Origin of the sequence: Paenibacillus ilasis, assembly GCF_043195395.1 — a bacterium.
In the GTDB taxonomy this organism is placed as follows: Bacteria; Bacillota; Bacilli; order Paenibacillales; family Paenibacillaceae; genus Paenibacillus_AQ; species Paenibacillus_AQ lautus.
The window spans coordinates 2,193,797-2,219,556 of the sequence record NZ_JBHDJG010000001.1 but is presented as its reverse complement, the minus strand read 5'-3'; the positions used below and the strand labels follow the sequence as shown (position 1 = coordinate 2,219,556).

The window sequence follows — 25,760 nt, the reverse complement described above, 5'->3', positions numbered from 1 at the left end:
AGCTTAATCTGTTTTATGATTGGTTTGTTTTAGATGAACCGTTTCTTATAGAACTTCCGTTCTTCTTGTGTTGTCACACAAATAACTCAAGAGCAAGGAAAAGGAGCAAACCGCTAACACTTGCATAAGCACTGAGGAGGTATTGTTTGGAATCCTTCTTGTAGCGTCTTTCAATAACAGATCGGAAAGCGTGTAGAACAGCTGTCACAAGAATAACGTCCTGATATGCCTCCACTCTCCATTCCCAAACAAATCTCATATAGTAAATGGCGATAAGGGAACCAGCTACGAGGATGAGCTCACCAATTAGATGAAATCGATTGATATGCTTATACAGCAGCTTATCTGAATCGTGGGATACCTTCAGCTTTTTTTTGATCCATAAGTACCCGGAGACGAATACGATCGCATACAAAATGATACTCATAATGAGCATTCTAAAGTCACCCCTCTCTAAAATAGCTGTCAGTATCACTCAGGACTAACATACAGATTTTTTACAATTGCTCGTATATGGTAAAAGAGGTTTATACTTTCTTAAAAATACACTATTTTCTTATTTGTATCAATTACAAATGGAAACCTTAGTTTGCAGATTTCGGTGCAGGATTACGAATTTATATATGATGATGGCCAACATTCAACCTCTGCAGTGTGACAAACAACTCTATGAAGTTTTCAATGCATACAGTTGCGAAATTATCCGATCGAGTCTCTCTTGGATGAGGATCGCTTCCGCATATCGGGCAGGAATACCCTCATATCCGTAGTAAATGCCTGCCAATCCACCGGCGATGGCGCCGATCGTATCAGAATCCTCTCCTAGATTTGCCGCCTTCTGTACGACTCCTGCAAAATCTGACGTATGGAGCAAACTATGTAGTACCCACCGGAAGGTATGCACCACAAAACCGCTTGCCGGGCAATCCGGCTGAGCTTCAATGTTACCTTCGTATTCGCTTCCCATCACCTCGGCCATGATGGCTGCCCTTAAATCTTCGCCTTGTAGAAGGCGTTGCGCCATTCGGTTGTACATGACACAGACTTCGGCGCACCTTGGATCATAATGCGTCATCCGTGACTGCATGATTGTCACTCGGTCAATGTCCGCTGGGTCCTTGTAGGCCAGTGCCGCCGGCAGGCATCGCATGAGCGATCCATTCCCGCCGCTTTGCGCCATATCCATGTGCGCAACAAAGGCGGCTTCGAACCAGTCTCCCTCGTATTTTTGAAAAACATGACGGATGATATTCCCTATGTCTTTCGGCCGTGATTGGTACCATTCCATAAAGAAACGCCCGATCGCCTCCATAGGCTCCTCAGGATTTTCGATTATCCCTGCCGCCACGCAAAGCGTCATCATCGTATCGTCGGTCACTTCCCCCGGTTCCAGCTGCCACACCCCGCCGCCAACGATCTCCGTCAAATAGCCATACTTCTCCTTAATCTCCCGCTCGCTCATAAACTCCGTCGTTCCCCCAAGTGCGTCCCCAACAGCCACTCCGTACAGGCCACCCTTAATGCGATTATATAATTTGTTTTCCATGCAACCACCTCACTTTCATTTTTTGAAAGAAATCAAGCAGGCTCCTATTAGCTATGATTATAACAAAATGGAAAGCTGCAATCTTCTGATTATAATGGCGGTTTTGAACGATGGATAGGTTGCGAATCACGCCATGCTGCCCATATCTTGATGGCCTGCAAAATCGATTACCATAAGTTCTTGTCCAGTAAGTTCTGGCCCATAAATGGGGACAGGAAACTTACATCGTTAAATCAAAAAAAGCCGCGATTTCCGCGACTTCGGATGTGGATATATTATAACCATCCCTATTCTTACTGGTATTTTGCTGGGTTTTATCACTAGGGATTGCAGAAGAAGAACCGACAAATTATTCATAGTCTGCTCTTCTGCATTATAGTCAAATAGAAATCGCGAGATTATGTTTCTTGTGCAGTAAGTACTTTATCCGGCGCTTTTTGATTCATGATCGGCACCATGACCATTGCGCCAAGAAGAAATAAGAATCCGGCTCCGCTATAGATCGTACTCAGCGAAAAGGCGTCCTTTAATGCGCCAGCAAAAGACATGGAAATGACCATCATGCCAACAAACATCGGATTCAGAACTCCATTCACCCGACCGACAATGGAAGCATGTGACCATTTCAGGATCATGGTGCTGATCCCGATATGAATGCAAGGGAAAACAAGCCCATTCAGAAATTGAACGGTCAGCGTGACAGGAACACTCGTCGAATACCCGACAATGGCTGTACAGACCGCGCCTGCAAGCATGCCTATGGCAAGAAGAAGCTGCGGTGGAACCCGCTTTGCAAAAACAGCTACGATCCCGCCGCCGATCAGCATGGCTGCGCCATTCACCATCAGCAGATACTGGAGGAATTCCTCGCTCCTGCCCAATCGCTCCGTTACGATAAACAGGTTGAGAGCTTGGGCTACGCCAACAGCGAGTCCCGCGAGAATAAACGCGAGTCCGAGCATACGCAGCACTTGGCTTTGCCAAACATAGCGAAAGCCTTCAACGAAATCTTTGCGGAATTGGCCTTTTACTGCGGCCGTTTGAGATTTCATATTATCCTCAGGCAGTCGAACCAGGACGAGTGCGGAAAGCAGAAAAACAACGCCCATTACAGCGATCGATGTTTCAAGGCCAAACGTGCTGTATACGAAGGTGCCCAGCATAGGTCCAAGCACCATGAATATGGCCATCAGCGATTGGAATAGAGCCATCCCTTGCTGCAGTTGTTCCTCGGACACATGATACTTAAACAACCGCATACTTGAAGGCTGCGAGAACTGCGAAAGAATAGCCGAGATGAATGCGACAAGGTAGACGGATTGCCAAGAACCGTAATGTATGGTCAGAAGCACTACGAATACCGATACCGCGGATAATAAATCGCACCAGATCATCGTTCGCTTTGGCCTCCAGCGGTCTGCAAATGTACCTCCGATGAACGAAAAAACAAAAATAGGTGCGAATTCTGCTACGCTGATTAGCGAGATGGCGTATGGATCATTGTTTGTTCTATCCGCAACGTACAGGAGGATTGCGAAATTACGTACCCAGATGCCGATCTGCAGGAGCACGCTTGATAATAAAATCGTCTGCAGGAACCGATTGCGAAGAAGGCTTGGTGCATTTGTGCTTTTGTCGTGCCTATTCAATCTTTTCAACCTCCAATTAGTCTTTAAAAAATGCCCATCTTGAGTATTGGTATGTCTCTCCTTTCCAATCCTTATTATACGGACCTCATCTTCGTTGACCTCCTCCTTAAGACTGAAATTACATATACAATATTCGAACTGCTTATGACATTAAGTACCATCTCATTCAACCAGCAAGGAACACAGCATGTTTGAAAACGATCCGCTCGGGTTTATTGATCTCAACAAAGACGTTAGTGTTGGGAAAATCAACGCCATCAGGACCGTGCATGATAAACTCCCATGGACTGCCCGGTTTCATGTCAAACTGGTGAATAATCATCGTAAAACCTTGAGGGCCCCACCATTTCGACAGATGCTCCTCTTTCGTCCAAGCATCAAACACAAGATCCCGTGGAGCATCAAATACACGGGTGACCACAATCTCGCATTCACCTACTTGCGTTGCGGTCTCGCTTGTTTCGTTATTCTGGTTCATGTCCAGCCCTCCAAAATGAATTTGAGTTACTGACTACTCGTTTATCAATCATAGCAAATGAATCATGCATTGATTTCTTACAGATTGCTCTCTTGAATAATTCAATCATTCCATCCGGAAACGCCGATTACCTTAATAATGCCTTCAATAAAACTACCCGTTATCTTCATGTTAGGCTGGTAAGATCGATTGGAATTAGAGTATTAATTAAACGGTTAGTAAAATAACCTCTTGCCCGTATCGGCTGACAAAAAAAGCCGCGATTTCCGCGACTTGGTTTGTGTATATATCTTTGTTCTCTGACAATGCCTTGAGACTTTTCAGCGTTTTTCGTTCACTTACCTTCCTCGTCGGCCGAGGGACCGTAGATGCCCGGCACCGGAATATCAAGCAGACGCAAATAAACTCCGAGCTGCGCACGGTGGTGGACCATGTGGCTTAATCCGAAGGTGCGAAACGCGATCGCCCGCGGTTGGCGCAGGATGATATGGTCGCCGTTCCGTAAGGTCCATTCCTCGCCGAGCGTTTTCTCGTCGCATTCGGCTAAAAGTTTTTCAAGCTTGACAACGTTAGCGTCGAATTCCTCCAACACGTCATCGCGTCTTGCTAAGGCTTCCCGCCGAAGCGGTACAGACGAAAGATCGAATTCAGGGTACAGAAAAATTGCGATTTGCCAGTTTAGGATGTTGATCAGATGCGTGGCAAGTCCACTGAGCGTCATGGATTTGACGTGCGGCTTCCACGTCATATGCTCCTCGGGCAATCGCTCCAGAATGCGGCGTGTAGTTGCCAGCTCATGGCTGGCGTCACCAACGATCAGCTGTTTCACCATAATTTTCCACTCCTCCTTTTTATGGTTAGCATACTATAAAACCTCTCGAGTGAAAAGGCTTGTCTCGGTCGTTCGGCATCCGATGACGAGGCGACATCCAGGTAAGCCTTCGCTGACTTAACAATCCCCGTGTGGATGTAGATTACGTCAAGTATTTTCCCGTAATCGACTGCTCCGCTTGGATGATCTGGGAAGGTGTGCCTTCGAATACCACTTGGCCTCCCCTGCTTCCTCCGTCCGGTCCCATATCGATGATCCAATCCGCTTGACTGATCACATCGAGGTTATGCTCGATGACGATCACCGTATTGCCGGCATCCACGAGACGGTTCATGATCCCTAGAAGGTCACCGATATCTGACATATGCAGGCCAGTCGTCGGCTCGTCCATCACATAGATGCTGCCTTTCTTATGCAGCTCGCTTGCCAGCTTGATCCGCTGACATTCCCCGCCTGAGAGCGTGCTGAGCGGCTGGCCGAGTGTAATATAGTTCAATCCTACATCACTCATCGCTTGCAGCTTGCGTACAACCTCTTTTAGTTCAAAAAATTCCAATGCCTGCTCCACTGTCATTTCCAGCACTTCTGCAATGGATTTGCCGTTCAGCTGGTACGCGAGCACCTCTTCCTTGAACCGTCTGCCTCCGCATATTTCGCATGGGAGCTTCACGTTCTCGAGGAATGCAAGGTCTGTATAAACGACACCCAGCCCTTGGCAGTTCTCGCAGGCCCCTTTGGAGTTGAAGCTGAACAAGCCTTGGCTGACCTTGTTTGCGGAAGCAAACGCTTTGCGCACATCATCCATAATGCCCGTATAGGTCGCGGGATTCGAGCGTGTTGACACGCCTACCGCCGATTGGTCGATGACGATCGCATCCGGATGATGGCTGAGGAATATTTCGTTAATCAGCGTGCTCTTGCCCGAGCCGGCAACTCCTGTAACGACAGTCAGTACGCCGGTTGGAATATCTAAGCTCACGTTCCGAAGGTTATGAAGTGAGGCATCCTGAATGGGCAGCTTGCCGGTGGGCTGCCTGCAATCGTGCTTCAGTTGCAGCGGCCGCTTCATATGGGTGCCGGTCAGCGTACCTGATTCCAGTAATCCTTGGAAGCTTCCTTCATACACGATCGTACCGCCGCGGCTGCCGGCGTGAGGCCCTACGTCAACGATATGATCCGCCACCTTGATCACATCGGGATCATGCTCGACAACAATCACGGTATTGCCCTTGTCGCGCAGCTTCTGAAGCAATTCATTTAAACGGTGTACATCACGAGGATGTAAGCCAACGCTTGGCTCATCGAAGATGTACGTGACATCCACCAGACTGCCGCTCAGGTGTTTCACCATCTTGACGCGCTGCGACTCACCGCCGGACAATGTGTCTGTTTCACGGTCCAGCGTCAGATAGTCGAGTCCAATGTCTACCAGATGCTGCAGCCGCTCCGTCAGAGATTTGACCATCGGCGCGGCGATCGCATTGTTAATCTCCCGCATGACACGAATGAGCTGACCGACCTCCATGGAGGACATCTCCGCAATGTTGAGTCCATTGATCCTGCAGCTAAGGGCTGCCTGACTTAATCTGGCACCTCGGCAGCTGGAGCAGGGACCCTCGGAGATGTAAGGTGCAACAGCTTTTTGCGTGCGTTCGGACTTCGTCTTCACATCCTGCTTGATGTATTTGTTCGTGAACTTCTCAATGACGCCTTCCACTGTAATATTCGTTGCCTTGCCGGCGAAATCCATCTTCACTTTCCTTGCCTTGGCGTACAACAGTTGCTCCAGTTCATCATCGGAATAGTCGTTCAGCTTCTTGTCGAGATCAAAGTCTCCCGACTGAACAATCATGTTCCACTCCCAGCCGTTCACCGAATAGTCCGGCAGCATAATCGCCCCTTCATTGAGCGACTTTGACATGTCCAGCGCCTTGCTCATGTCAACGCCTAATTTGCGACCGATCCCGTTGCATTCGGGACACATGCCTTGGGGATCGTTAAACGAGAACATGTTCGCTTGTCCGACATAGGGCTGCCCAACCCGGGAGAACAGAAGACGGAGAATGGGAGAAATATCGGTAATCGTGCCCATTGTGGAATGGGAACCGCCGCCCAGCCGCTTCTGATCAACAATTACAGCCATGCTCAGGTTCTCGATCGCGTCCGCGTCAGGCTGCGGATAGCGAGGAAGAAAATTACGCACGAACATGCTGAAGTTCTCATTCAGCAAACGCGTGGATTCTGCGGCAATAGTATCGAAGACGATTGATGACTTGCCGGATCCGGATACCCCGGTGAATATCGTGATCTTCCGCTTGGGAATGCGCAGGGATACGTTCTTGAGATTGTTTTCCCTCGCAGCCGAGATGACGATATATTCCTGATTCGATTCGCTCATGGCTAACATCCTTCCGGTCGAGTTATTTTCTACTTGATTCATTGTTCAAATGGTTTATACAGAACAAATTAGGATGCCCATACTTGACCAGATGTGTTACGAGATGTTCTAAGGAGACATAAACCAGCTGCAAGAGACATGCAGCCGGTTTATGTTGATTCGGTTCATGGTTCAACGATCGAGCCCAAGCAAGAGCTGATAGAATATATGGTATGTATAGGCCCTGTCGTCTCACACGAATGTTGTGATGCAGCTGCGCCCGTCATTTCAGTGAAAATGCCTGCGCTTGCTCATCTATAACTGGCGGAGTTTCCGGCACTGGATAACTATCGGCCCAAGCACTTGTTTCAGGCGAAACTTATTCAGGCCCCAATCTCTTTGCAAATGACTCCATCCAAATTGGACACCATTTAGTGACGCAATGATTATAGGAAACTAATTAGTGTCGTGTCAACTCGTAACTTTTATTGGAGGTACTCTTCAAGGTCACCCTGGCTCCATTATTTCCACAAGATCGTGTCCGTCGTGATGTAAGCAGCCCCTGCCGCTTCAAACGGCCGCAAAATCTCCCGTTCGTTAACGGTCCAAAGAGAGACTTCCACTCCGGCTCTCCTGATGTTTCGTATGTCCTCCGGAGTCGTCACGTGATAATCGTAATCTAGGAAGGCCGGCTGTAACCGGGCGATTAGCTCCAGATCTGCAGCGGTTGGTGATTGGGATGAGAGAAACCCAAGCGGCACCCGATCGTCAATCGTTCGCACCTTGAGCAGATCATTGGCATTGAAACAAATGAAACTGCTTTGCTCAAGCATGCCAGCGCGGCGAACAAGCTCAACCAGCACTTCCAGATCCCGTTCTTGATGATATTCCTCAATTTCGATAAAAGCGTGCATACCATAGGACAAACAGACATCTAGCACTTCCTCCATCGTCGGAATTTGCAGACCGGGATAGTCGCCAATTCCGTTCCCTGCAACGATATCCAAGCTTCGGATTTCCGCAAATGAGAAGTCCTTTGTCTTCCCCGTCCCGTTTGTCATGCGGTCAACGGTACGATCATGATGGACTATCCAGCGGCCGTCCGTTGTGCAATAGGTATCGCATTCAATGCCCCAAAAGCCCGATTTGCCCGCCAGCTCAAAGGCTGCGATGGTATTCTCAGGAGCGTGCATACTTAAGCCGCGATGGGCTACATATTTCGGTTCATTATTCATCTTATTGCCACCTCATATCCGATTTTATTTACATCAACAAGCTCGCTCTTCCTTTAACCGCCCCCAGCATGACGCCTTTATTTAAAGTACTTTTATGTGAAAAACACCATGAAATTCATTGAATTGTGAAATTTTAGCCACCGCTTGGGAATAACGAAGAAACCGCGCGTTAAATGTTGAATACTCGAACTCCCTCCTTTCTTACCCCACGATGAAGACACTTTTAATAATGCTAGTTCAACTAATCATTTCATGATGTTTCACCGTTTTCCCACTTAAATAATACAAGATTACTGTTAATTCTGATCACCGATTTTTTAGATTATCAACGACGTATTTAGGATAATTCTTTCTATTTATGACTATTAAAAAAACAACTGATCCCATAACCCGGCATGCAAAATGGCCCTCCCTTACGGGAAGGCCATCTGTCAGGAATGATGGAAAAAACGGAATTAGAGTTGACCCGTCTGTGACTGTTTATTTTTCCCAGGCGCAAACCAACCGAGAAGGGCTATCGCCACCAAGACACCATAGAAGATAATGGTCCAGACTGTGCTATGTGGGAAATCATGATCTAACACCCCGATATCTTCATGGGCCAAAGTAATCACAGCAAGCTTGACACCAACCCATGCCACGATGGCATAAGCCGTGGTCTCGAGTGCCGGTCGTTGAGCAAGCAGCTTTACAAACCATGTGGCTGCAAATTTGATCAGAACGAGCCCGGCGATTCCGCCAAGCACGACAACCAAGAATTGTCCTCCGTCCATACCACCGAAATCCGGTAGCGGTGAGTCCGGGAGACCCAGTGCCAGAGCCACTGCAGCAAGAATGGAATCAATCGCAAAGGCGAGATCCGCAATCGCAATTTTGCTTACCGTTGGCCAAAAGCCTTTACCGGCAGCATCTTTCTTTATGTCCTCGCGAATATTCTTGTTTTCCTTACCGAACCGTGCTTTGATTATGTGCTTTAAGCCGAGGTATAGAAGATAAGCAGCTCCGATCGCCTGTATTTGCCAGACGTTCGCAATAAACGATATCGCAAACAGAGCAGCGAAGCGAAAAACAAAAGCCATAATGATCCCATAATTGATCGCTTTCTTCTTCTGGTCCTCCGGTAAGTGCTTCGCGATAACTGCCAGAACAAGGGCATTATCCGCTGATAGTAAACCTTCCAATCCAATAAGAATTAGTAATGCCCATGCATACTCCAACCAAATTGACTCCAACAGTAGTTCTCCTCTCTTATGTGAGAATGTTCATAGTTCAACTTCTGGCTAAAAACGTGTAATCTCCTGTTAAAACACCAGAGGTTTTTTCCAGTTTTGATTGTTCCATGACTCCCTTTCGTTATTACGTTGTCAAGTAATGTCTCGTTTCATTCATTTCAGGCAAAATTTTAAATCTACTGCAGCCTCGAGGTCTACGCTTTTTTATTCAAATAAAAATAGAAGATGACCCCATCCGGTGAATGGGTTGCGCCATAAGATACGCCATGCATCTCCAGAATCTGTTTCGAAATGGCGAGTCCAAGCCCCGTTCCTCCGGTCGACCGTTGGCGGGAAGCTTCGCCACGATAGAATCGATCCCAGATCTTTTCCAATTGCTCGCCTTCAATGTGTGTTCCTTTATTTTCAATGCAAATTTTAACGCTGTTCCTCTCTTCCGTCGTTGTTACGATAATGGATTGCTGGTTCGGCGTATAACGAATCGCGTTGGTGAGAAAATTGACAATGACCTGCTCAATTCGGAGCTCGTTCCCCACCACTTCCACAGGTTCAAGTGAAGTATGCAGATGCAATTGCTTGTCCGAGATGTCCACAGCCAATTTTGCGCATATCCGTTCGATAACGGTATCAATATAAAAGGACTCCGTGTGCATTTGATAAGTTCCCGATTCATACTTCGCCAATTCCAGCATATCCGAGATCATCAGATCCATCCTTTTAACTTCGTCCTCCATAGCCTTAAAATAATAATCCCGTTTATGAATTGCAACCCCGTCCTTCACAATCGCAAGACAGCTTTGAATGACGCTTAACGGTGTTTTCAGCTCATGCGATACACCGGATATAAATTCTTTTCGCGTATGCTCCAGCTGCTTTTCTTTCTCGATGTCCTTATTGAGCCGGAGGATATGGGATTGCAGCCGCTCGGAAAGTTCGTTAATGTTGCGCGACAAATCACCGATCTCATCCTTGGTCGTGACCGGAATTTTTTCTGAAAAATCAAGGCCTGCCATTTGCTGCGTCGTACGGTTGATACGCAGGAGCGGCCTGGCGATCCGACGGGAATAATAGAACGATGCCAGCAGCACGAGCAGCAGGGTGACGATGACAACGTAGACATAATAATGTCGCATGACCCCGGCGGCTTCACTTACAGGCTGCATCGATGTCATCGCGAAAAGGTATGCGGGATTTCCGTTTATGTCTTCGATATGGTTCACGAATATTTTGTATTTCAAGTGATTTTCTTCATAATCCATCATGTGATTCGCATTCCTGGCATGATCATAGTCGCCGTACAGCAGTTCAGCCTGAAAAGCCTTGATACGGTCAAGAAACAAGTGATTCGTGTATCGCGAGCTTTCAGCGCCTTCCGGTATATGTAAGTCCGTAACCGTTCCGTAGGCCAGGACGTTGGGATACTTTTCGTGGTACTGAACCGGGCTTGGAAATCGGGGGACAACCTCGTACTCTTTGCTCACCATCTGTCGATTCTCCAGTTGGTCTTCCTGTCGAAGATTAGCGACACTCCTACCCATCCGCTGAATAATCAGCTGCTTGTCCATATTCAGACCTTCAACAACGATGGGTTCCCCTTCCTTGATCCATGGATAGATAAACGTATTCTCACTATAAAAATCTTCCACGTTCATGAACTTATATAGCGGGATCTTTATCTCACGTCCAGAAAACTCGGGATTGTCGTCCATACGGTCCAGCCTAATCGTCATGAAATAATCCTCGGTATTCTGCAAATTACCCTTGGAGTCCAATACCGCAATCCAGGTGTTATACGTTTGATCAAATTCGCGCTCGAGTCTGGAAGCCCACCTTTTGATGCACATAGAATTGTTTAAAGAATAGGGTTTGTCCAATGAAAATAACAGCTATAATGAGCATGCATAATGCGGTCGTTAATAGAAACAGCTTGAGAACAATCCCTCTTTTCATGGCTGCTCCTCAAATCTTCGGAATGGGTTATGGAGTGAGGCATCCATCTTGATTTCCATATCATATGGCTCCTCTTTCACCATCAGTATCTTTTTTGACATGTTCAGACCTCTCAGGCATTCATGTATTGTTGTTTTTCCGTACAATAATATTGGATATCCTAACATGCCTATAAAAATTAGACAAATGCTTACCATTCATCATAATATTCCATGCCAAAACCCAAACAAACCGGGAAAACAGCCACTCCTATTCAAAAGTGTCTATATTCCGGGATATAACTTATGCTGATTGCACAAAAAAACTCCACAACCATGTCACAGGGAAGTTCCTATATCCCTAGAAGGTTGCAGAGGGGATTTAGTTTCGGTACGAATTTCTTGCCCATATTAGAGTTCGGGCGCTATTTCGGAACTAGAGTCACATCAATATGTGCATGTTCTGACCTTTTCTTACATACCTATGAGAGAATACTCATGTTTTCAGGCGAAAGAAGGGATATCATGAAGACAAGATGGGGCATTGCTTTGTTGTTGCTCTTTATGATTGTGGTTCTGATTCTGTACCGACAGGTTCATGATCGTTCCAAAGCAGAAGATCTTTATACGGATGGGCAGCTTCGTATGGAAATAGAATCCGTTCAATCTGTTGCAGAACCCATGAAGGAGACATCCTTTCAGGTTATCATTACGGAGCTACCTGAGAAGCCTGTTATAAACGCCGATATTGAATTCAACCTTACTATGCCCGATATGTTTTGTGGTGTATTCCCCGCAGCAATTGTCGAATCAAAGCCGGGTGTATATACCGCAACGGCTGTACCTGTTATGCAAGGACTTTGGCAGGCGGAAGCGGTCCTTCGTTGGGAGGATCAGCATGTCACGGTAAGGACGTTGTTCAAAGTTCGTTAGTCCTGCTTACTTACCATAACCAGGGGTGAATACCCGGAATCCATCCGTTGGCGCTTAGTCCCTTTAATATAGACAGCATCCCCATTAAAAAGGCCAGAAAACCGCCGAATTTGCGCATTCCTCTGCGCCACTTTTTCGTTAGACTGCCGGCAGACAGCGCCGTTAGGAGCAGAATGGGAAAAGTCGAAAGTCCAAATACCAGCATAATCAAGAGGCCTTGCAGACCAGAACCGGATGCCGCTGCATTCATATGCATCGCATAGGTCAAACCGCATGGAAGAAAACCGAGCAGAAGGCCGGTTAGAAAAGTCGCAAACAGCTCATGCCGCTGACCAAGCCGTTCCAATTTCAGGTGAAAAAAAGAATGCCTCGGCAGATGCGCGTTATAAATGGGCAATGTGTACCGGCGAAAGGTCCACAGCAGTATGAGCAGTCCGCCAATGATGCTGGCCGCTCCTTGGAAGCCTACAAAGCTGCCAGCCACATCCAGAAAGGAGCCAACCATCCCCATAAAGCCTCCAATCACCGTGTATGTTGTCACTCTCCCAGCGTTGTAGGCTAACGTAGAAGCAAGCGGGGAGACGCTGGTTCGAAGGGCCAGAGAAGAAACGATCCCCCCACACATCACCAGGCAATGCGGCGCCCCCATCAAGCCTGTCAGTGCTACTAACAGTAATCCGCCCCCCGTTAAGGCCATATTCTTAAAACCCGTTGTACCGATAACTGGGGTCCAAGCGAATGACCGGCGACCAGTAAAGAGCTGGCTGCCATTCCGATTCGAATTTCTGCTTTTTGCTTCAGCTTCTGTCCAAGCCTTACTCCAGCCACTTCCGATTTCCCACACATACGAAATTTCTCTCGACGAAGCATTCCATCCCCCTTCCCGGCGCACCTTATATGCCGTTCTTCATAGGATCACGCATCCATTCATTGTATGAAGGTGCGCGAATATTAAGAATAGAGGCCAGCGGCAGGTTGAATTCTTCTGTCGCTTTTATTTTGCATGCTTGTTGAGTTCAAACCAAAGGTAGATACACATGGCATACCCTTCTATTCCACACCACTCATTTCTTATTCATATTTTCTACTGAACCAGGTCCGAATACCGGCGCTAATTTTGATGCGGACAATTGCTCGCTTAGACCAAAATATTCGCAAAAATTCATAATCATCGGATTCCATTTCGAAGGATCGATATAGTTTGATTTGGGATCCATAAGAAGATCATCTTCAATATGAACTTTTTCAATGCGCACTTCGATGGCTACAAGCGAACTTGGTTCTTCAAAAGGATGGAGCTTTACCAACCTGGCTTCCAGATGGACGGGACATTCTTTTACACGCGGCGCTTGAACAACATGGGACTGAACTTGAGTTAGCCCTGCGACACCAAATTTATTCGCCTCGAACTTGTATCCCCTCGATGCTTTCGACTCTGGGACTGGGTTGCGACCAGTTAACAGGGTCAGACGATCAACTGCGGGAATCAAGTCAATCGACGGGAGATTAAGTACACACTCGCCTTCACGAATCATATTTTGAACAGTCTGAGACTTGCTGCTCATACCAAGCATACATGATTGATTGAGCCACCAGGCGGAGGACATCGGAGCCAAATTGGGGGTGCCGTCTTCATTGACGGTACTGATCAACACGACCGAAGTCCCGAAGTAATGGATTTTCGGATTGATTACTTTGTGCATAACGGATTCCATCTCCTCGTCATGATTTTTAAGTAATGTATCATAAGCTCCTTGTTGAAGCATAGGGATATGGAATAAGTCCGCAAGATATAAAAAATTTGATCATTACCATTCATTGTTGATGGAAAAAACAGCCGACCCTTAGGCCGGCTGTTACCGATCATTTAATAAGAACTATCGTTTTACTCCCCGGATTCCCCGTGCCCTTCAGGTGCGGGAATTGCTTTTTCAGCAGCACGGCTGACCGTCTCCTACTGCTTCTAAGTGTTACGCGCTCTTCGTAGGTGTTAATCGCTACATCGAATACCATACTGCCGAGGATCAGACGCAAAGGCGGGTCTTCGCATTCTACCAACTTTAAAAGAGCTTCGGCTGCAAGTTGGGGATCGCTGTCTACAGAGCCTTCCGAATATTACTTAGCCATTTCTTCCCGAAGAGGTCACCTGCCTCCAAGGCAGCACGGGCGTAGGCATATCCCAGTCCCTTGCTTGCCCCTGATCCCGCTGACCGTAAGCTCTCCTCTGCTACAGACAGGAAGGAATCGGGCGTAATCCCCCCGCATAGACATTCTATCCTCTGGAAAATCGTTCCGGCGGCTTTGACCGAAAGCTGTTGGCCGATTAACGTTCTCGCCAGGTAGGTAAAACCATCAGGCTGCACAGGTACTCGGGCTATTATAACCTATATCCAAATCTTGTAATACTCTATCCAAGGTGGCGACCCAATAACCCATTACGGCAAGCACTCAAAATGATGGTAAACCGTCATAGCTATTCGGCATAGCTATTATACAAAGTAAAAAAGCCCGGCTGTTAACCAGCCCGGCCTTTCTTCGATTCAAATATAAGTTGCAGCTACATCACTGGTTTGTTTGTTGTTTCTGCGAGCGCAGCGCCAGCAATAGAGCCACAGCGATGAGCACGAACGCGGCAAATGCCAGCATCGGAATGGTCAACCATCCGAACCAATTCAAGTAGTCATTCAAGCAGGACACTGGCCCGCATGCGGCAATATCCGAATCTTTAGGGAGTTTTTGAATGATACTATGATATGTGGATATGCCTCCGCCAATGATTACTAGGGGGAGGATATATGGGACGATGTGCGTCTTTTGCCGATATGCTGCGATTCCCAAGACAATGACTAATGGATACATGAAGATCCTTTGATACCAACATAAGACACATGGCGTAAAATGCCATACTTCACTAAGAAACAAACTTCCGCTTGTTGCCACAGCGGATACAGTCCATGCAAAAAACAACCAAACTCCCGTTTTATTCATCTTTCAAATAACCTCCCTTCTATTTGTTGCTTAGCCACCATACGATACCGGTATTATTACATGATTTTCTCATTTTCTCTTAATTGTCTATATATGAAAATGGCTCCTTCGGGCTATATGTTGGAAAAGTCGATATCCAATATCCCTCGTTACAATACAAACACCTAGGCAGGGTCAGTTCCCTGATATCAAAAAAGCCGCCAAAAATGGCGACTCTTTGATGAATGCGTTCGAAGCTGCAGCTCAAAATATATATACCAAGTACTCCAAAATAAGGACGTTCCGATTGCTGCCGATCCAGCTTGTTATGAGGCTCTTTTAATATTCCGGCTCTATTTTTTACCCGTTTCTAAAAAAGGGTTGCTTTTACTCATCTGCCCCGATGTTTACATCGGCCCCTTGCACTCTTGGCTGCCCGTCAATGTCCTGCGTCCCGATGATCGCGTTATCCGTCGAACCAGCATCTATCGCTGGGGACGAAGACTGAAGATGAAAGTCGCCTCCGGGAGCATTTACGAATTTAGGATCCATGAACAAAGAATGCGCATCGTTGCCGGATCCCGCTTTGTATGCGGAAAAGCCAGTATAGTCTTTGCTCTTCCATGTCCAGAATGCATCTGCACTACCACCTGGAGAAAAATATAGATTGTAATCCACGACGTTTCCTGAATTTTTTGTATATTCATTGTAGATCAGCACGCCCGTGGAACTAGCCACAAAGATATTGTTCTTGACCACGTTATTACGCGTGTCATACTGGACATAGAGCTGGCCGCTACCCTCGCCTATCATATCGTTATTGTAAACGGTGTTGTTCACTACCTTGCAATTCACCGTTGACCCCCGCTCGTCGTCGTATCCGCCCATGGCGATGCCCGTCAACCGGTTATTGTGCACCATGTTACTTCGGATCGTAATATGACTGGTGGATTTACCCGCATGCTCCGAGGCAATTTCAATGCCGATGTCATTATTGTAGCTGTAGTTCTGTTCAATGATGCTGTCTTTGCCGCCATCAACATAAATACCACCGGCTGCATTACTGTTATTCGGAAGTCTTTTCCCATAAGAAGGATTGTTGTTGGAAGAAATATTGTATATCCGATTACCTTTCACCAAGCCATGACGTGCCTGGTCGTAAGCTTCTTCCGGTGCAGTCCCCTCGAAACCGATAATATCTACCCCGATGTTGTCGTTATCGTGAATGAGATTGTCCGTCACCGCAAAGGTATCTACATTACCATTCAGTACCAGTGTTTCACTGGAACCCAGGACAAGATTGTACAGCTCATTACCGTGAATCGTAATGTCGTGAAGCGATTCCGGAGCTTTGGTGCCGTATACGGCGATACCATGAGCATCTCTTCCAAGCAAATCGCTGCCGGCTGGCGTGGCCGTACTCTGGATATCATGGATCTTGTTGTTGCTCAGATTAATAAAGCCGCCTGAACCTTGAACATAGATCCCAACTGGCACCGCGTTTCTGGAAGAAGTGGCATAGTTGCGAATCTCCAAGCCTTGAATGGTAATGTAACTAACATCGGTTATCTCAATAAGCCCTTCAATCCCGTTGACTGAAAGTCCTGTACCATCCATGATGGGTTTCTCCGATCCATAGCTCGTGAAAGTAATGGGACCTTGTGATGCTGTACCGGAGCGTGTTATCTTGAGCTTCTGATTGTATACGCCGTCCCGAACGTAAATCATGCTGCCCGGATCAGCTTTGTCAGCCGCATGCTGCAGCGTCTTCCATGGCGCACGGATCGTCCCCGGATTGGAATCACTCCCGTCGATGGCCACATAATATTCAGTACCGGCTGCCGATACGACGGAAGATTGCACATTTCCAGAATCTACACCAAATACAGTCATGCTCAATCCCACCAGCAAAGCCTTTACTAATTTCAACACCGTTTCTCATCTCCTATCTGTACATATTTATATTACAGTGAGGTCATCATTGAAGTCACGACGAATTTAGAATTGAATTTTCTCTATTAATAAAGGCACCTCTTGCTCGATATCCAGACATGCATATTGTCATCCCTTTGAGATCTCTTTTCTATTCATGAAGACAGTTATCATTCTGTTCCTTCACTTAGAGGCGGTGTGCTGCTTCAAGATTTATTTCGGTAATATGCCTGATTCAAATTTTTCTTGTGTACATGCTTTGATCCTGCAATCGAACCAGTACTTTACCATAACGACCACTCTGCCGGATGATTACTTTACCGGACGGGTACGCTTGCTCTAAATAGTCTGCAATTAACTTCCGATTCTGATCATCTGCAGGAAGACCGTGACTGCGAAGCCAGTTCATCATTTCCTGTAACGCCGCTTCTCTTGAGACTTCCGTCGTTTTCGTTTCCCGTGTTATAAGGGACTCATAGGAATAGCCTTTGAGATACAGCAAATGAAGCAAATATCCGAATTCCATGTGTTTCGATTTGAAGGGCTGACCGGTGATGAGCGGCCAGATTTCATTTACCAAACTGAGCTCCTTGGAACCTGCCGGCATACTGATATAACAATAATCCCTTGCGCATTGTAGTACCTTCTCGACGCTATCCCAATCTAGAATGACGGGACACATTGAGACAAAGACAAGATCGAAGGCATTGCTCCAGTCTCTGGCCGCCACGTCAATATCTTCAAAAGGTTCCGGCACAATCTTCACCTGGTCATCGGCGAATGTTCCGATGTTTTCCTTCAGCAGTTCGATCAACGGTGGAGAGGATTCTACGGCCGTTACGCGGGCCCCCCGCTCTGCAAACGGCACCGAAAATACGCCCGAAGCGGCGCCAATATCCAGCACAGAGGCGTTGTCGAATCGAACCCCTTGTCCTTCAAGCCAATTCATGATTCGAGTGGTCCGTTTTCTTCCCTCTTCATTAAACGATTGCTCGTTGAAAGTCTTCGCCTTATGATCAAAGGCGCGGGTCGGTTTGATTCCGGCCTTTTTCATCTTGTCCACAACGCTATCGCCATGTTCTTTCCAAGCCTTTTCCCAAATCGCTTCATTAAAAAAATCGTTCATAACCTTCATCTCGCTTTCCTCTATAGTTTCTGGTTGCGGGCGAGAAGCCCGCCGAGCCGCCATAATCGCCAGTATTGGTGATTTAAAAAACTTTAATGGATCTATATTATCCATAATTAAAACGCAATTTCATCCGTTACGGACTGAACGTGTGTTCGCTCTTTCCCAAACATTCGTCACCATGCTGACTGCTGGAGAACTGCTTGTCTCCTTCCCTCCTCCCTGCTTCCCTTCTTAAGATCGCTCCTAATATGGATATGTGATATCCATATTAAACGATTCAATTTCAGTTTGCAATACCATTGTAGCCGCAATGTACTTTATTCTTATGCTGACAATGAACATTTAAATAACAGAACAATCTTCACTAAAACAGCCGATCATTCAGATCGGCTGTTTTCTGTCATCAGATATGAACAAGAACCTATATCTTTATCCTACTCCCCATTTCTTGCTCATGCTTCCCTTTACATGCGATCCATGGTGGGCCCATCTAAGATTGTCTGTTGTTGAATACAGATACCATAAAATATAAGTACGCGGCATGTAACAGTAATCCGACCAAAAAGAAAACGATTGCCAGGATAGGTTCATTCTGCGTGATCAGATAGGGTATTTTTGCTGGCCAATACGTTGGGAGCCAAGCCCCTAAAACCTGCCAAGCTCCTGGAACAAAATTTGCCACCACAGGGCCCGCTATGAACAGCCCTCCTATTTTAGATAAGGCTAATCCTTCCACCTTGTTTGCTGAGAAAGCCGCAAGAAACAACGAGAATAACGGCGCTTCCAATGCCAGGAGCAGCAAAACCCCTAGTTTATCCCAGTGAATATCCGATAAAGTGGAAAAAGACAAATATACAAGGGATAAGACGGTGCATAACATAAATGGAAACGTCACTCTATATAGCAAATAACCTTGACGCATTAGGGGGGTAACTGCGTAATAGGCAATCATATTCTCATCGCGTTCGTCGAGCATAAGGAGACCGGTGAGCATTCCTGTCAGCATGGGGATCGTAACAACCAAAAGCGATCCAGCAAAACCGCGGTACGGCTCCAGATGAAACGAATAGTTTATATCAAGCCAATCGATGGCAACAGGGAATCCAAACCTCGATACAAACAGGAGTGCCAGCGGACCGAGCATAGCTGCCATCAGAACAGGGTCCTTCCACGCATGCCGTAGATCCTTTATAATAAGGGCTTTATATCTCTCCATTCATGCCCCCTTCCTCGCCTACCCGCATCAGCACATGTCGGGTGTAGGAGCGTTGTGCCCAGATGTAAGCCGCAAAGTTCCAAATCAATAGGATACATACAGAATATAGAACACTGCCAAATGATAAGCCGCCAATAGGAGACATGAGTAACCGGAGTGTTCCTTCGGTCGGAAGGACGAGAAACAGGTCAGCATGCCACAATTGAAGGAAACCGAACAATGGAAGGGTGAATGGCATTGCGTAGACTTGCACCATCAATATAAAACCGTTAATCGCCCGCTGGCGCGCCGCCACCCCAATTGACAGCAAGGTCATGAAGGTTGATGTTAAGACAATACCGGCAGAAAAAGCAAACGGATTTTCCGGTATACTGCCGGTCGCCATATGAATGACCCAGCCTGCCGTAAGGGATAACACCGACAGAGAAGCCGCCTTTGCCAGCAAATATTCCCAAATGTGAACCGGCGATACAAACAGCGGATCGTGGACGCCTTGGTCCCTCTCCAGCAGGACCATACCGCCTGCCATGATAAGTCCCAAGGCGGCGGGATCGCTGAAGGTCAGCACAATCGCTGTTGTCTCCTGGTAAGCCTCGGGTACGAATCGGAGCAGAATCCAATAACAGGTACAGACGAATACATAAACCCAATAGAAACCATGACGCCACTGGAAACGGAGATCGAAAACAAATAAGCTTAGGCCTTTCATACAAGCTGCCTCCCCGTAACCTCAATAAAAATTTGTTCGAGCGATGCCTCTTGCGAATGAATGGTTTCGAGAGGGGAATCCTGAATGAGCTGAAGAAATTGGTTATTCTTACCGATGCCATCGAGAGAAAATATGGCCTCCATTAAATCGCCATCCCTGCTGTATTCGACTCGGACCTCTTTTCGTCCCTTACGAAGTTTCAGCTCTCTGGGTGAATCGATCAATTTAATTTCGCCGTCGACGATAAATGCTACCCGATCGCAAAGCTCTTCGGCCGCTTGCATATTATGCGTGGTGATAAGAACCGTCTTACCGGCAGCCTTTTTGGCAAGTATCAATTCCTTCATTCGCTGGGCATTGACCGGGTCTAATCCGGAAGTAGGTTCATCCAGAAATAGTATTTCTGGGTCATCCAATAACGCCCGACAGAAATTCAACCTCATCTTCATACCCTTGGATAGCTGGGAAACCTTCATATTTGCGGCATTCGTCAGATCCACTTGTTCCAACAGTTTCATTGGATCCTCAGTCTCCCCTCTGTAAAGGGAACGAAAGAGCCTTAAGTTTTCGTGAACCGAAAATTTACTATAGAAGTTCGGGAATTCAAAAGCTACTCCGATTCGCTCGTAATAATCGGGACCGGTGTCCCTGATTTCGCTACCCATGACTTTTATACTTCCTTGATATCCTTTCAGAACGCCGATCAGCAGTTTTTGCGTTGTACTTTTACCAGCGCCGGACGGGCCGAGGAATCCAAAGATTTCTCCAGGCGAAATGACAAAATCAAGCCCCTGCAGGGTCGGCTCTTTTCGATTGGGATACGTGTAATGAAGCCCTCTTACTTCGATCACGACGCCCCATCTCCCTTCGCCGCTTTAGACACTGCAAGCATACCGGCAGATAATAACTCAACTAACAATTCGACCGTTGATGTAAATTGCTCCTCTCCAATCTCTTTTTTGTGCAGCGTAAGCAGCGCTAATGATCTGATCATGCTCACGATGGATTCGGGTGCCGTACTCGGTAAAATGCCAGCCTTCTGCCAAGCCGTAATCACAGGCATGAGCGCATCTTGATCCTCCGTAAAGTTACGCTCCAGCAGGGCTTTCGGCAATTTCCTGAACAACAGCTCCATCTCCCCGCGATCCATCATCTGCCGAAGCAGCGGGCTCTCATCCATCATCCTTAGTGAATACAAGAGAAACCCTTTAATGCTTCCCTTGCTGCAGACCTCTTCAGGAGGGAATAAGTCCAGAACGGCATTGCGGATTCGCTGCTCCTCCTCCAGAATCAATTCATAATAGATCTCCTCTTTTGATCCGAAAAACATGTAAAACGAGCCTTGGGCAATGCCTGCGCCCTTCGTGAGATCTTCAACGCTGGTTTTGCGGAGGCCCGCCGTTTCAAAATGATGGCGTGCCTCAGTCAGCAGTTTCTGGCGGATCCACTTGCGTTCTTCATCAGAAAATTTTTTGGGCATGCTGCAGTTTCACATCCTTAATTGTGAAGTTCGTGATTCTGTGAATAATTTTATTTTATATTCACAAAATACTCCTTCTACTCCCGAGTGTCAATATATTTGGTGTTACGGTGTCTTTCGGTTACAATAAATGGAGATTTTATCCTTTGACGAGGGGTGCATTATGCATCATTTTAACGAGGTTTTCGTCCAATTGCTGATTTTGCTTGCGATATCGATGGGTGTGATCGCATTAGCTAAAAAAATGAATCAGCCATACTCCATTGCTCTTGTTATCGTAGGCCTGCTGCTTGGAATGCTCCATGTACCGGTACTGGATGAAGCTGAATCATTCATCACCCAATCGAGTGTGTTTCAAGCGATCATTATTTCTTTGTTCCTGCCAATCCTTCTCGGCGACGCCACGTTAAAGCTTCCGTTCTCGCATCTTCGTGAACAAGGCAAGCCGGTGCTTGCCCTCGCTTTTGGCGGGACGCTGCTTTCGTTCCTTCTGATTGCTCTTGCAATGTATGGGCTTATGGGATTGCCTCTAATTGTTGCATTTACCTTTGCGGCTTTGATGAGCGCCACAGATCCGATCAGTGTCATTTCCATCTTCAAATCTTTAGGCGTACCAAAGAAAATTGTGACCATCATCGAAGGGGAATCACTGTTTAATGACGGAATTGCCGTTGTGTTATTCCAGATCTCCACCGTCTATCTACTTACGTATATGGAAATGGGATGGGCGGGATTAGGCAGCGGCCTACTGCTCTTTCTAAAGTTTGGTGTGGGCGGTATCGCGGTTGGAGGCGTGCTGGGGTATCTGTTCTCGCAGCTCATTCGCTTCTATGACGATTATCCGCTGGAGATTGCTTTCTCTATGCTCCTGTTCTTCGGGAGTTACTTTATTGCCGAGCATTTCCACGTCTCCGGCGTAATTGCCGTCGTTGTGGGCGGCTTAATTTTCGGCAGTTACGGAGCGCGCATCGGGATGTCGGATACAACCAAGATGAACATTAATTCGTTCTGGGACGTTATCACGTTAATCGCGAATTCATTGATTTTCCTTATGATCGGTCTCGAAATCAAGCATATTAATTTCGCGGACAAATGGGCGTTAATCGGGGCTGCCGTTCTTATTGTTCTAATCGGAAGAACATTGGCCGTCTACGCGAGTCTGTATTTCCTGAAATCCTTCCCTTCTTCATGGAAAGTGGTTTTGAATTGGGGCGGGTTAAAGGGCAGCTTATCGATCGCACTTGCCTTAAGCTTGCCTACATCCTTCGACGGTCGCGACGATATACTCGTGCTCACCTTTAGCGTCGTCCTTTTCTCACTTCTCGTTCAGGGGTTAACCATCAAGCCTTTGGTTAAGAAGTTTGGATTAGCCGGCCCCATCAAGGAAAAAGACGGGGCGGATATTTAAGAACCCTCCGAGTAAGCAAAAAAGAACACGGAACGAGTAGAACACGGAACGAGTATAAGGTTCAGCCTAGGAGTTCTAATTAGACAACTCCAGCTGAATCTTATTTTTTCGTATTCCGAATTGCGGCTTTGTTCCCCTTCAATATATGTACACGCTAAACTCCAAATCCTTCTTAGCCAATAAGCACTTTCTCTTCAGGCAACCGGTATTTTTGATTGACAACTCTTTGCGACAGCGCAAAGGCGAGTGTTAAGGGGCCGAGTCTGCCGATGTACATGGTCAAAATGATGACTCCCTTGCCAAAGGGAGACAGCTCAGGCGTCAATCCCATTGATAGACCCACCGTGCCGAAAGCAGAGGTCACTTCGAACAGAACTTCCATAAAATCCTTTTGCAAACTATGTTCGCTTATGGTTAACAAGAAAGTAGCAAAAATCACAACGCCTACAGAAATCACCATGACGGCGATGGACCGAAGGATAATCGATTGGGGGATGCGCCGATTTAATAACTGCACGTCCTGCTTCCCCTTAATAATGCTAACCAATGTGAATAAAAGAACGGCGAAAGTATTGGTTTTGATCCCGCCTCCGGTGGATCCAGAGGAAGCCCCGATAAACATGAGAAAAATCATAAAAAATTGAGAAGTCGTCATCATCGCGGCGATATCAATCGTATTAAACCCGGCGGTACGAGTCACCACGCCTTGAAAATAAGCCGCCCATATTCGCTCTCCCCAGGTCAAGGAGCCGAATGTACGGGAGTTGAACAACTCAATAATGAAAATAACGATAAAGCCGGCTAAACAAAGAAATGCTGAAGTCGACAAAACGATTCTTGAATGAAGGGACAGCTTATTCCACCTTCTGTGCTTCCATACATCCAGTACAACAGTAAATCCTAGTCCGCCAATGATAAAAAGCAGGGTGATGACGATGTTGACTAACGGGTCCCCCACATACCGGCTTAGACTATCCGACCAAAGGCTGAAGCCAGCGTTATTAAAAGAAGAGATGGAGTGGAATACGCCGTAATAAATAGCTTGTCCCCAGCCCAGTTCCTCTTCCCAACGAATGATTAACAAGGCTGCTCCAGCGATCTCGATAATGAGGGCAATCAGAAAAATGCCTAGAGACAGCCTCACAACGCCTTGCGTTGATAATGCGTTAGTGGATTCTTGGAGGAGCAGTCGATTTTTCAGTCCGATTTTCTTTCCTAGCACAACGGCGATCAAAACGCCGAAGGTCATGAAACCAAGCCCGCCGACTTGAATCAGGCACATGATGATGATTTGTCCAAAAAGGGAGAAGTCGGTTCCTGTATCGACCACGGCCAATCCCGTTACGCATACGGCAGATGTTGAAGTGAACAGAGCGTTTAACCAACCGATCCCTTCACCTGATGAAGACGATATCGGTAAGGCCAACAAGATCGCGCCGATGACAATCGGCATGGCGAAACCAAGGAGGATCAGACGTGAAGATGATAAGTTGAACTGTTTGAATGATTTTAGCGACTCTGATTTGCCTCTAGCCATCATATTTTCCCCTTTCAATTCCGACAGACCATGAAACCCCGCGGGCTTCTTTGCGTAGTATATACCATAATAAAGCATAGGTTCTACTTCAATCCAATGATATGGTATTGTTTACTCATCACTAACTGTTTACTTTTAGCATGTTTTAACCTAATATTTATTACGATAAATTTCATACGCACTGATGCTTAATCCTCTATGAGGAACGGGGGAACCAACAAAGCTACTAAGCTTTAGGGGTGAATTCTTTCTGATCAAGAAGGAACGGGAACTCTCAATCCCGAATCCGACAGCTAACCTCGTCAGCGTCTTGGGAGAGAACACTCTTACTACTTTGACTTGTCCATGATCCGTACAGCCAAGGCCTGGAAGCAGATTTGTCTCTGCATCCAGGCCTTTTTTGTTAAAACTGTTTTGCAGAAAAGAAAGGAATGAGTTCACTGCTGAATAACGAAAAAATACTGGTCTGCGTGTATTACGGTCCAAACGGAGAACGTCTTATTCGCCGAGGTGGCGAATTAGCCAGACTTCTTCAGTGTCCCCTGTTTGTGTTAAGCGTTATACCCTTACGTGAAGATGAGCTTGATCAGGCACAAGAAAGATATATGGCCGAGTGGAAAATGAAATGCGACGAATATGGGGCAACCTTTATCGTCAAAACGAATGAAGATCGCAAGGCTTCAGAAATCATAGCCGAAACCGCCAAAAACCATCATATTACCCAACTCATCATCGGACAATCCGGCCAAACTAGGTGGCAAGAAATAACGCGTGGCTCGTTTATCAACGAACTCCTAAATCAGATAGGCGAAACGGATTTGCACATTGTAGCAGTTCAAAGAATGGATGATCAAATGGCAGACACACATGAACGAGGAATTCGAGTCACCGTGTTTAGAGATGGTTCTCAGTATATGCTCGAGAATAAGGAATCCGGGGGCGATCCTATAGCCGAAGGTCTCTTTTTCAAAGAATTAAATACCGATTTTGACACCGGCTTGCTGAAAATAAAAACAGGTCGAGAGGTCCAGTATTTGAAAATAAGTCACGGAAAAGTGGTAGACTCGTCTTTTTTCCAAAACAGAGAAATGTATGAGAAACACAGCGATCAATAAAGGATGGAGTGGAACTTGTGCGTAAACCATACATGAATTCGAACAACCGAAATACAC

At 46.6% G+C, this 25,760-nt stretch carries 21 protein-coding genes, 2 pseudogenes and 1 riboswitch; of the genes and pseudogenes, 3 read left to right on the top strand and 20 right to left on the bottom strand.

All coding sequences use genetic code 11. From position 1 onward, the window contains the following. Positions 1–73 precede the first annotated feature (73 nt). The 9 genes and pseudogenes from ACETK5_RS10375 to ACETK5_RS10335 all read right to left on the bottom strand — a co-directional run bounded on the left by ACETK5_RS10375 (position 74) and on the right by ACETK5_RS10335 (position 11,299). Positions 74–427 carry a DUF4181 domain-containing protein gene (locus ACETK5_RS10375; protein WP_243390718.1) on the bottom strand — a complete coding sequence of 118 codons (354 nt, stop codon included), beginning with the start codon at positions 425–427 and terminating at the stop codon, positions 74–76. A 240-nt stretch (positions 428–667) separates the two neighbouring features. After that, entirely contained in the window at positions 668–1,546 is an 879-nt protein-coding gene (locus ACETK5_RS10370; protein WP_394055438.1) for an ADP-ribosylglycohydrolase family protein, read from the bottom strand. 398 nt (positions 1,547–1,944) lie between these two features. Next, on the bottom strand, positions 1,945–3,195 hold the full coding sequence (locus ACETK5_RS10365; RefSeq protein WP_100537462.1) for an MFS transporter: 1,251 nt from the start codon (positions 3,193–3,195) through the stop codon (positions 1,945–1,947). 178 nt (positions 3,196–3,373) lie between these two features. Continuing rightward, positions 3,374–3,673: pseudogene (locus ACETK5_RS10360) on the bottom strand (SRPBCC domain-containing protein); the annotation flags it as partial. Positions 3,674–4,007: 334 nt separating this feature from the next. After that, positions 4,008–4,505: a DinB family protein gene (locus ACETK5_RS10355; RefSeq protein WP_100537464.1), complete on the bottom strand. Its 498-nt coding sequence runs from the start codon at positions 4,503–4,505 to the stop codon at positions 4,008–4,010. Between the two features lie 142 nt (positions 4,506–4,647). Continuing rightward, entirely contained in the window at positions 4,648–6,903 is a 2,256-nt protein-coding gene (locus ACETK5_RS10350) for an ATP-binding cassette domain-containing protein (RefSeq protein ID WP_394055435.1), read from the bottom strand. A 500-nt stretch (positions 6,904–7,403) separates the two neighbouring features. Further along, entirely contained in the window at positions 7,404–8,117 is a 714-nt protein-coding gene (locus ACETK5_RS10345; protein ID WP_394055433.1) for a glycerophosphodiester phosphodiesterase, read from the bottom strand. 455 nt (positions 8,118–8,572) lie between these two features. Continuing rightward, a complete protein-coding gene (locus ACETK5_RS10340) occupies positions 8,573–9,349 on the bottom strand; it encodes a TerC family protein (RefSeq protein WP_100537467.1) in 777 nt (258 codons plus the stop codon). Positions 9,350–9,543: 194 nt separating this feature from the next. Beyond that, positions 9,544–11,299: pseudogene (locus ACETK5_RS10335) on the bottom strand (sensor histidine kinase). Between the two features lie 503 nt (positions 11,300–11,802). Between ACETK5_RS10335 and ACETK5_RS10330 the strand changes: the two are divergent. Then, positions 11,803–12,210, top strand: coding sequence for a FixH family protein (locus ACETK5_RS10330; RefSeq protein WP_394055431.1), 408 nt, complete (start codon positions 11,803–11,805; stop codon positions 12,208–12,210). 10 nt (positions 12,211–12,220) lie between these two features. Here the strand turns inward: ACETK5_RS10330 and ACETK5_RS10325 are convergent, their stop codons facing one another. The 10 genes from ACETK5_RS10325 to ACETK5_RS10280 all read right to left on the bottom strand — a co-directional run bounded on the left by ACETK5_RS10325 (position 12,221) and on the right by ACETK5_RS10280 (position 21,643). Beyond that, positions 12,221–12,907: a sulfite exporter TauE/SafE family protein gene (locus ACETK5_RS10325; protein ID WP_394057379.1), complete on the bottom strand. Its 687-nt coding sequence runs from the start codon at positions 12,905–12,907 to the stop codon at positions 12,221–12,223. Positions 12,908–13,274: 367 nt separating this feature from the next. Continuing rightward, entirely contained in the window at positions 13,275–13,913 is a 639-nt protein-coding gene (locus ACETK5_RS10320; RefSeq protein WP_394055429.1) for a flavin reductase family protein, read from the bottom strand. A 393-nt stretch (positions 13,914–14,306) separates the two neighbouring features. After that, positions 14,307–14,573 (bottom strand): DNA glycosylase family protein, encoded by a 267-nt coding sequence (locus ACETK5_RS10315; protein WP_394055427.1) that lies wholly within the window; start codon positions 14,571–14,573, stop codon positions 14,307–14,309. A 199-nt stretch (positions 14,574–14,772) separates the two neighbouring features. Further along, complete coding sequence (locus ACETK5_RS10310; protein ID WP_100537471.1) at positions 14,773–15,198, bottom strand: disulfide oxidoreductase; 426 nt, start codon at positions 15,196–15,198, stop codon at positions 14,773–14,775. Positions 15,199–15,564: 366 nt separating this feature from the next. After that, complete coding sequence (locus ACETK5_RS10305) at positions 15,565–17,109, bottom strand: right-handed parallel beta-helix repeat-containing protein (RefSeq protein ID WP_394055425.1); 1,545 nt, start codon at positions 17,107–17,109, stop codon at positions 15,565–15,567. Between the two features lie 235 nt (positions 17,110–17,344). After that, complete coding sequence (locus ACETK5_RS10300; protein WP_394055423.1) at positions 17,345–18,235, bottom strand: class I SAM-dependent methyltransferase; 891 nt, start codon at positions 18,233–18,235, stop codon at positions 17,345–17,347. Between the two features lie 493 nt (positions 18,236–18,728). Next, a complete protein-coding gene (locus tag ACETK5_RS10295; protein ID WP_326113422.1) occupies positions 18,729–19,454 on the bottom strand; it encodes a hypothetical protein in 726 nt (241 codons plus the stop codon). Continuing rightward, a complete protein-coding gene (locus ACETK5_RS10290; RefSeq protein WP_394055421.1) occupies positions 19,441–20,163 on the bottom strand; it encodes a fluoroquinolone export ABC transporter permease subunit in 723 nt (240 codons plus the stop codon). Before ACETK5_RS10290 ends, ACETK5_RS10295 begins: the two co-directional genes overlap by 14 nt. Next, on the bottom strand, positions 20,160–21,014 hold the full coding sequence (locus ACETK5_RS10285) for an ABC transporter ATP-binding protein (protein ID WP_394055419.1): 855 nt from the start codon (positions 21,012–21,014) through the stop codon (positions 20,160–20,162). The genes ACETK5_RS10290 and ACETK5_RS10285 overlap by 4 nt, the downstream gene beginning before the upstream one ends. Next, positions 21,011–21,643: a TetR/AcrR family transcriptional regulator gene (locus ACETK5_RS10280; protein ID WP_326113419.1), complete on the bottom strand. Its 633-nt coding sequence runs from the start codon at positions 21,641–21,643 to the stop codon at positions 21,011–21,013. The genes ACETK5_RS10285 and ACETK5_RS10280 overlap by 4 nt, the downstream gene beginning before the upstream one ends. Before the next feature lie 163 nt (positions 21,644–21,806). Here ACETK5_RS10280 and ACETK5_RS10275 point away from each other — a divergent pair, with 163 nt between their 5' ends. Beyond that, positions 21,807–23,051: a cation:proton antiporter gene (locus ACETK5_RS10275; RefSeq protein WP_326113418.1), complete on the top strand. Its 1,245-nt coding sequence runs from the start codon at positions 21,807–21,809 to the stop codon at positions 23,049–23,051. Between the two features lie 172 nt (positions 23,052–23,223). Here the strand turns inward: ACETK5_RS10275 and ACETK5_RS10270 are convergent, their stop codons facing one another. Beyond that, the gene (locus ACETK5_RS10270) at positions 23,224–24,588 is read right to left on the bottom strand and encodes a TrkH family potassium uptake protein (RefSeq protein ID WP_326113417.1); all 1,365 of its coding nucleotides are present in this window, start codon (positions 24,586–24,588) and stop codon (positions 23,224–23,226) included. A gap of 175 nt (positions 24,589–24,763) precedes the next feature. Then, a riboswitch (cyclic di-AMP (ydaO/yuaA leader) is annotated at positions 24,764–24,912 on the top strand. 107 nt (positions 24,913–25,019) lie between these two features. Between ACETK5_RS10270 and ACETK5_RS10265 the strand changes: the two genes are divergently transcribed. Then, complete coding sequence (locus ACETK5_RS10265) at positions 25,020–25,703, top strand: universal stress protein (RefSeq protein ID WP_326113416.1); 684 nt, start codon at positions 25,020–25,022, stop codon at positions 25,701–25,703. Positions 25,704–25,760 lie beyond the last annotated feature (57 nt).

Excerpts from the sequence above, each read along its gene's own strand:
- ACETK5_RS10345 (WP_394055433.1), bottom strand. The coding sequence starts at position 8,117 with ATGAATAATGAACCGAAATATGTAGCCCATCGCGGCTTAAGTATGCAC.
- ACETK5_RS10310 (WP_100537471.1), bottom strand. The coding sequence starts at position 15,198 with ATGAATAAAACGGGAGTTTGGTTGTTTTTTGCATGGACTGTATCCGCT.
- ACETK5_RS10275 (WP_326113418.1), top strand. The coding sequence starts at position 21,807 with ATGCATCATTTTAACGAGGTTTTCGTCCAATTGCTGATTTTGCTTGCG.
- ACETK5_RS10355 (WP_100537464.1), bottom strand. The coding sequence starts at position 4,505 with ATGGTGAAACAGCTGATCGTTGGTGACGCCAGCCATGAGCTGGCAACT.
- ACETK5_RS10290 (WP_394055421.1), bottom strand. The coding sequence starts at position 20,163 with ATGAAAGGCCTAAGCTTATTTGTTTTCGATCTCCGTTTCCAGTGGCGT.
- ACETK5_RS10270 (WP_326113417.1), bottom strand. The coding sequence starts at position 24,588 with ATGGCTAGAGGCAAATCAGAGTCGCTAAAATCATTCAAACAGTTCAAC.
- ACETK5_RS10295 (WP_326113422.1), bottom strand. The coding sequence starts at position 19,454 with ATGGAGAGATATAAAGCCCTTATTATAAAGGATCTACGGCATGCGTGG.
- ACETK5_RS10265 (WP_326113416.1), top strand. The coding sequence starts at position 25,020 with ATGAGTTCACTGCTGAATAACGAAAAAATACTGGTCTGCGTGTATTAC.
- ACETK5_RS10370 (WP_394055438.1), bottom strand. The coding sequence starts at position 1,546 with ATGGAAAACAAATTATATAATCGCATTAAGGGTGGCCTGTACGGAGTG.
- ACETK5_RS10350 (WP_394055435.1), bottom strand. The coding sequence starts at position 6,903 with ATGAGCGAATCGAATCAGGAATATATCGTCATCTCGGCTGCGAGGGAA.
- ACETK5_RS10325 (WP_394057379.1), bottom strand. The coding sequence starts at position 12,907 with ATGGCCTTAACGGGGGGCGGATTACTGTTAGTAGCACTGACAGGCTTG.
- ACETK5_RS10280 (WP_326113419.1), bottom strand. The coding sequence starts at position 21,643 with ATGCCCAAAAAATTTTCTGATGAAGAACGCAAGTGGATCCGCCAGAAA.
- ACETK5_RS10375 (WP_243390718.1), bottom strand. The coding sequence starts at position 427 with ATGAGTATCATTTTGTATGCGATCGTATTCGTCTCCGGGTACTTATGG.
- ACETK5_RS10300 (WP_394055423.1), bottom strand. The coding sequence starts at position 18,235 with ATGAACGATTTTTTTAATGAAGCGATTTGGGAAAAGGCTTGGAAAGAA.
- ACETK5_RS10330 (WP_394055431.1), top strand. The coding sequence starts at position 11,803 with ATGAAGACAAGATGGGGCATTGCTTTGTTGTTGCTCTTTATGATTGTG.
- ACETK5_RS10320 (WP_394055429.1), bottom strand. The coding sequence starts at position 13,913 with ATGCACAAAGTAATCAATCCGAAAATCCATTACTTCGGGACTTCGGTC.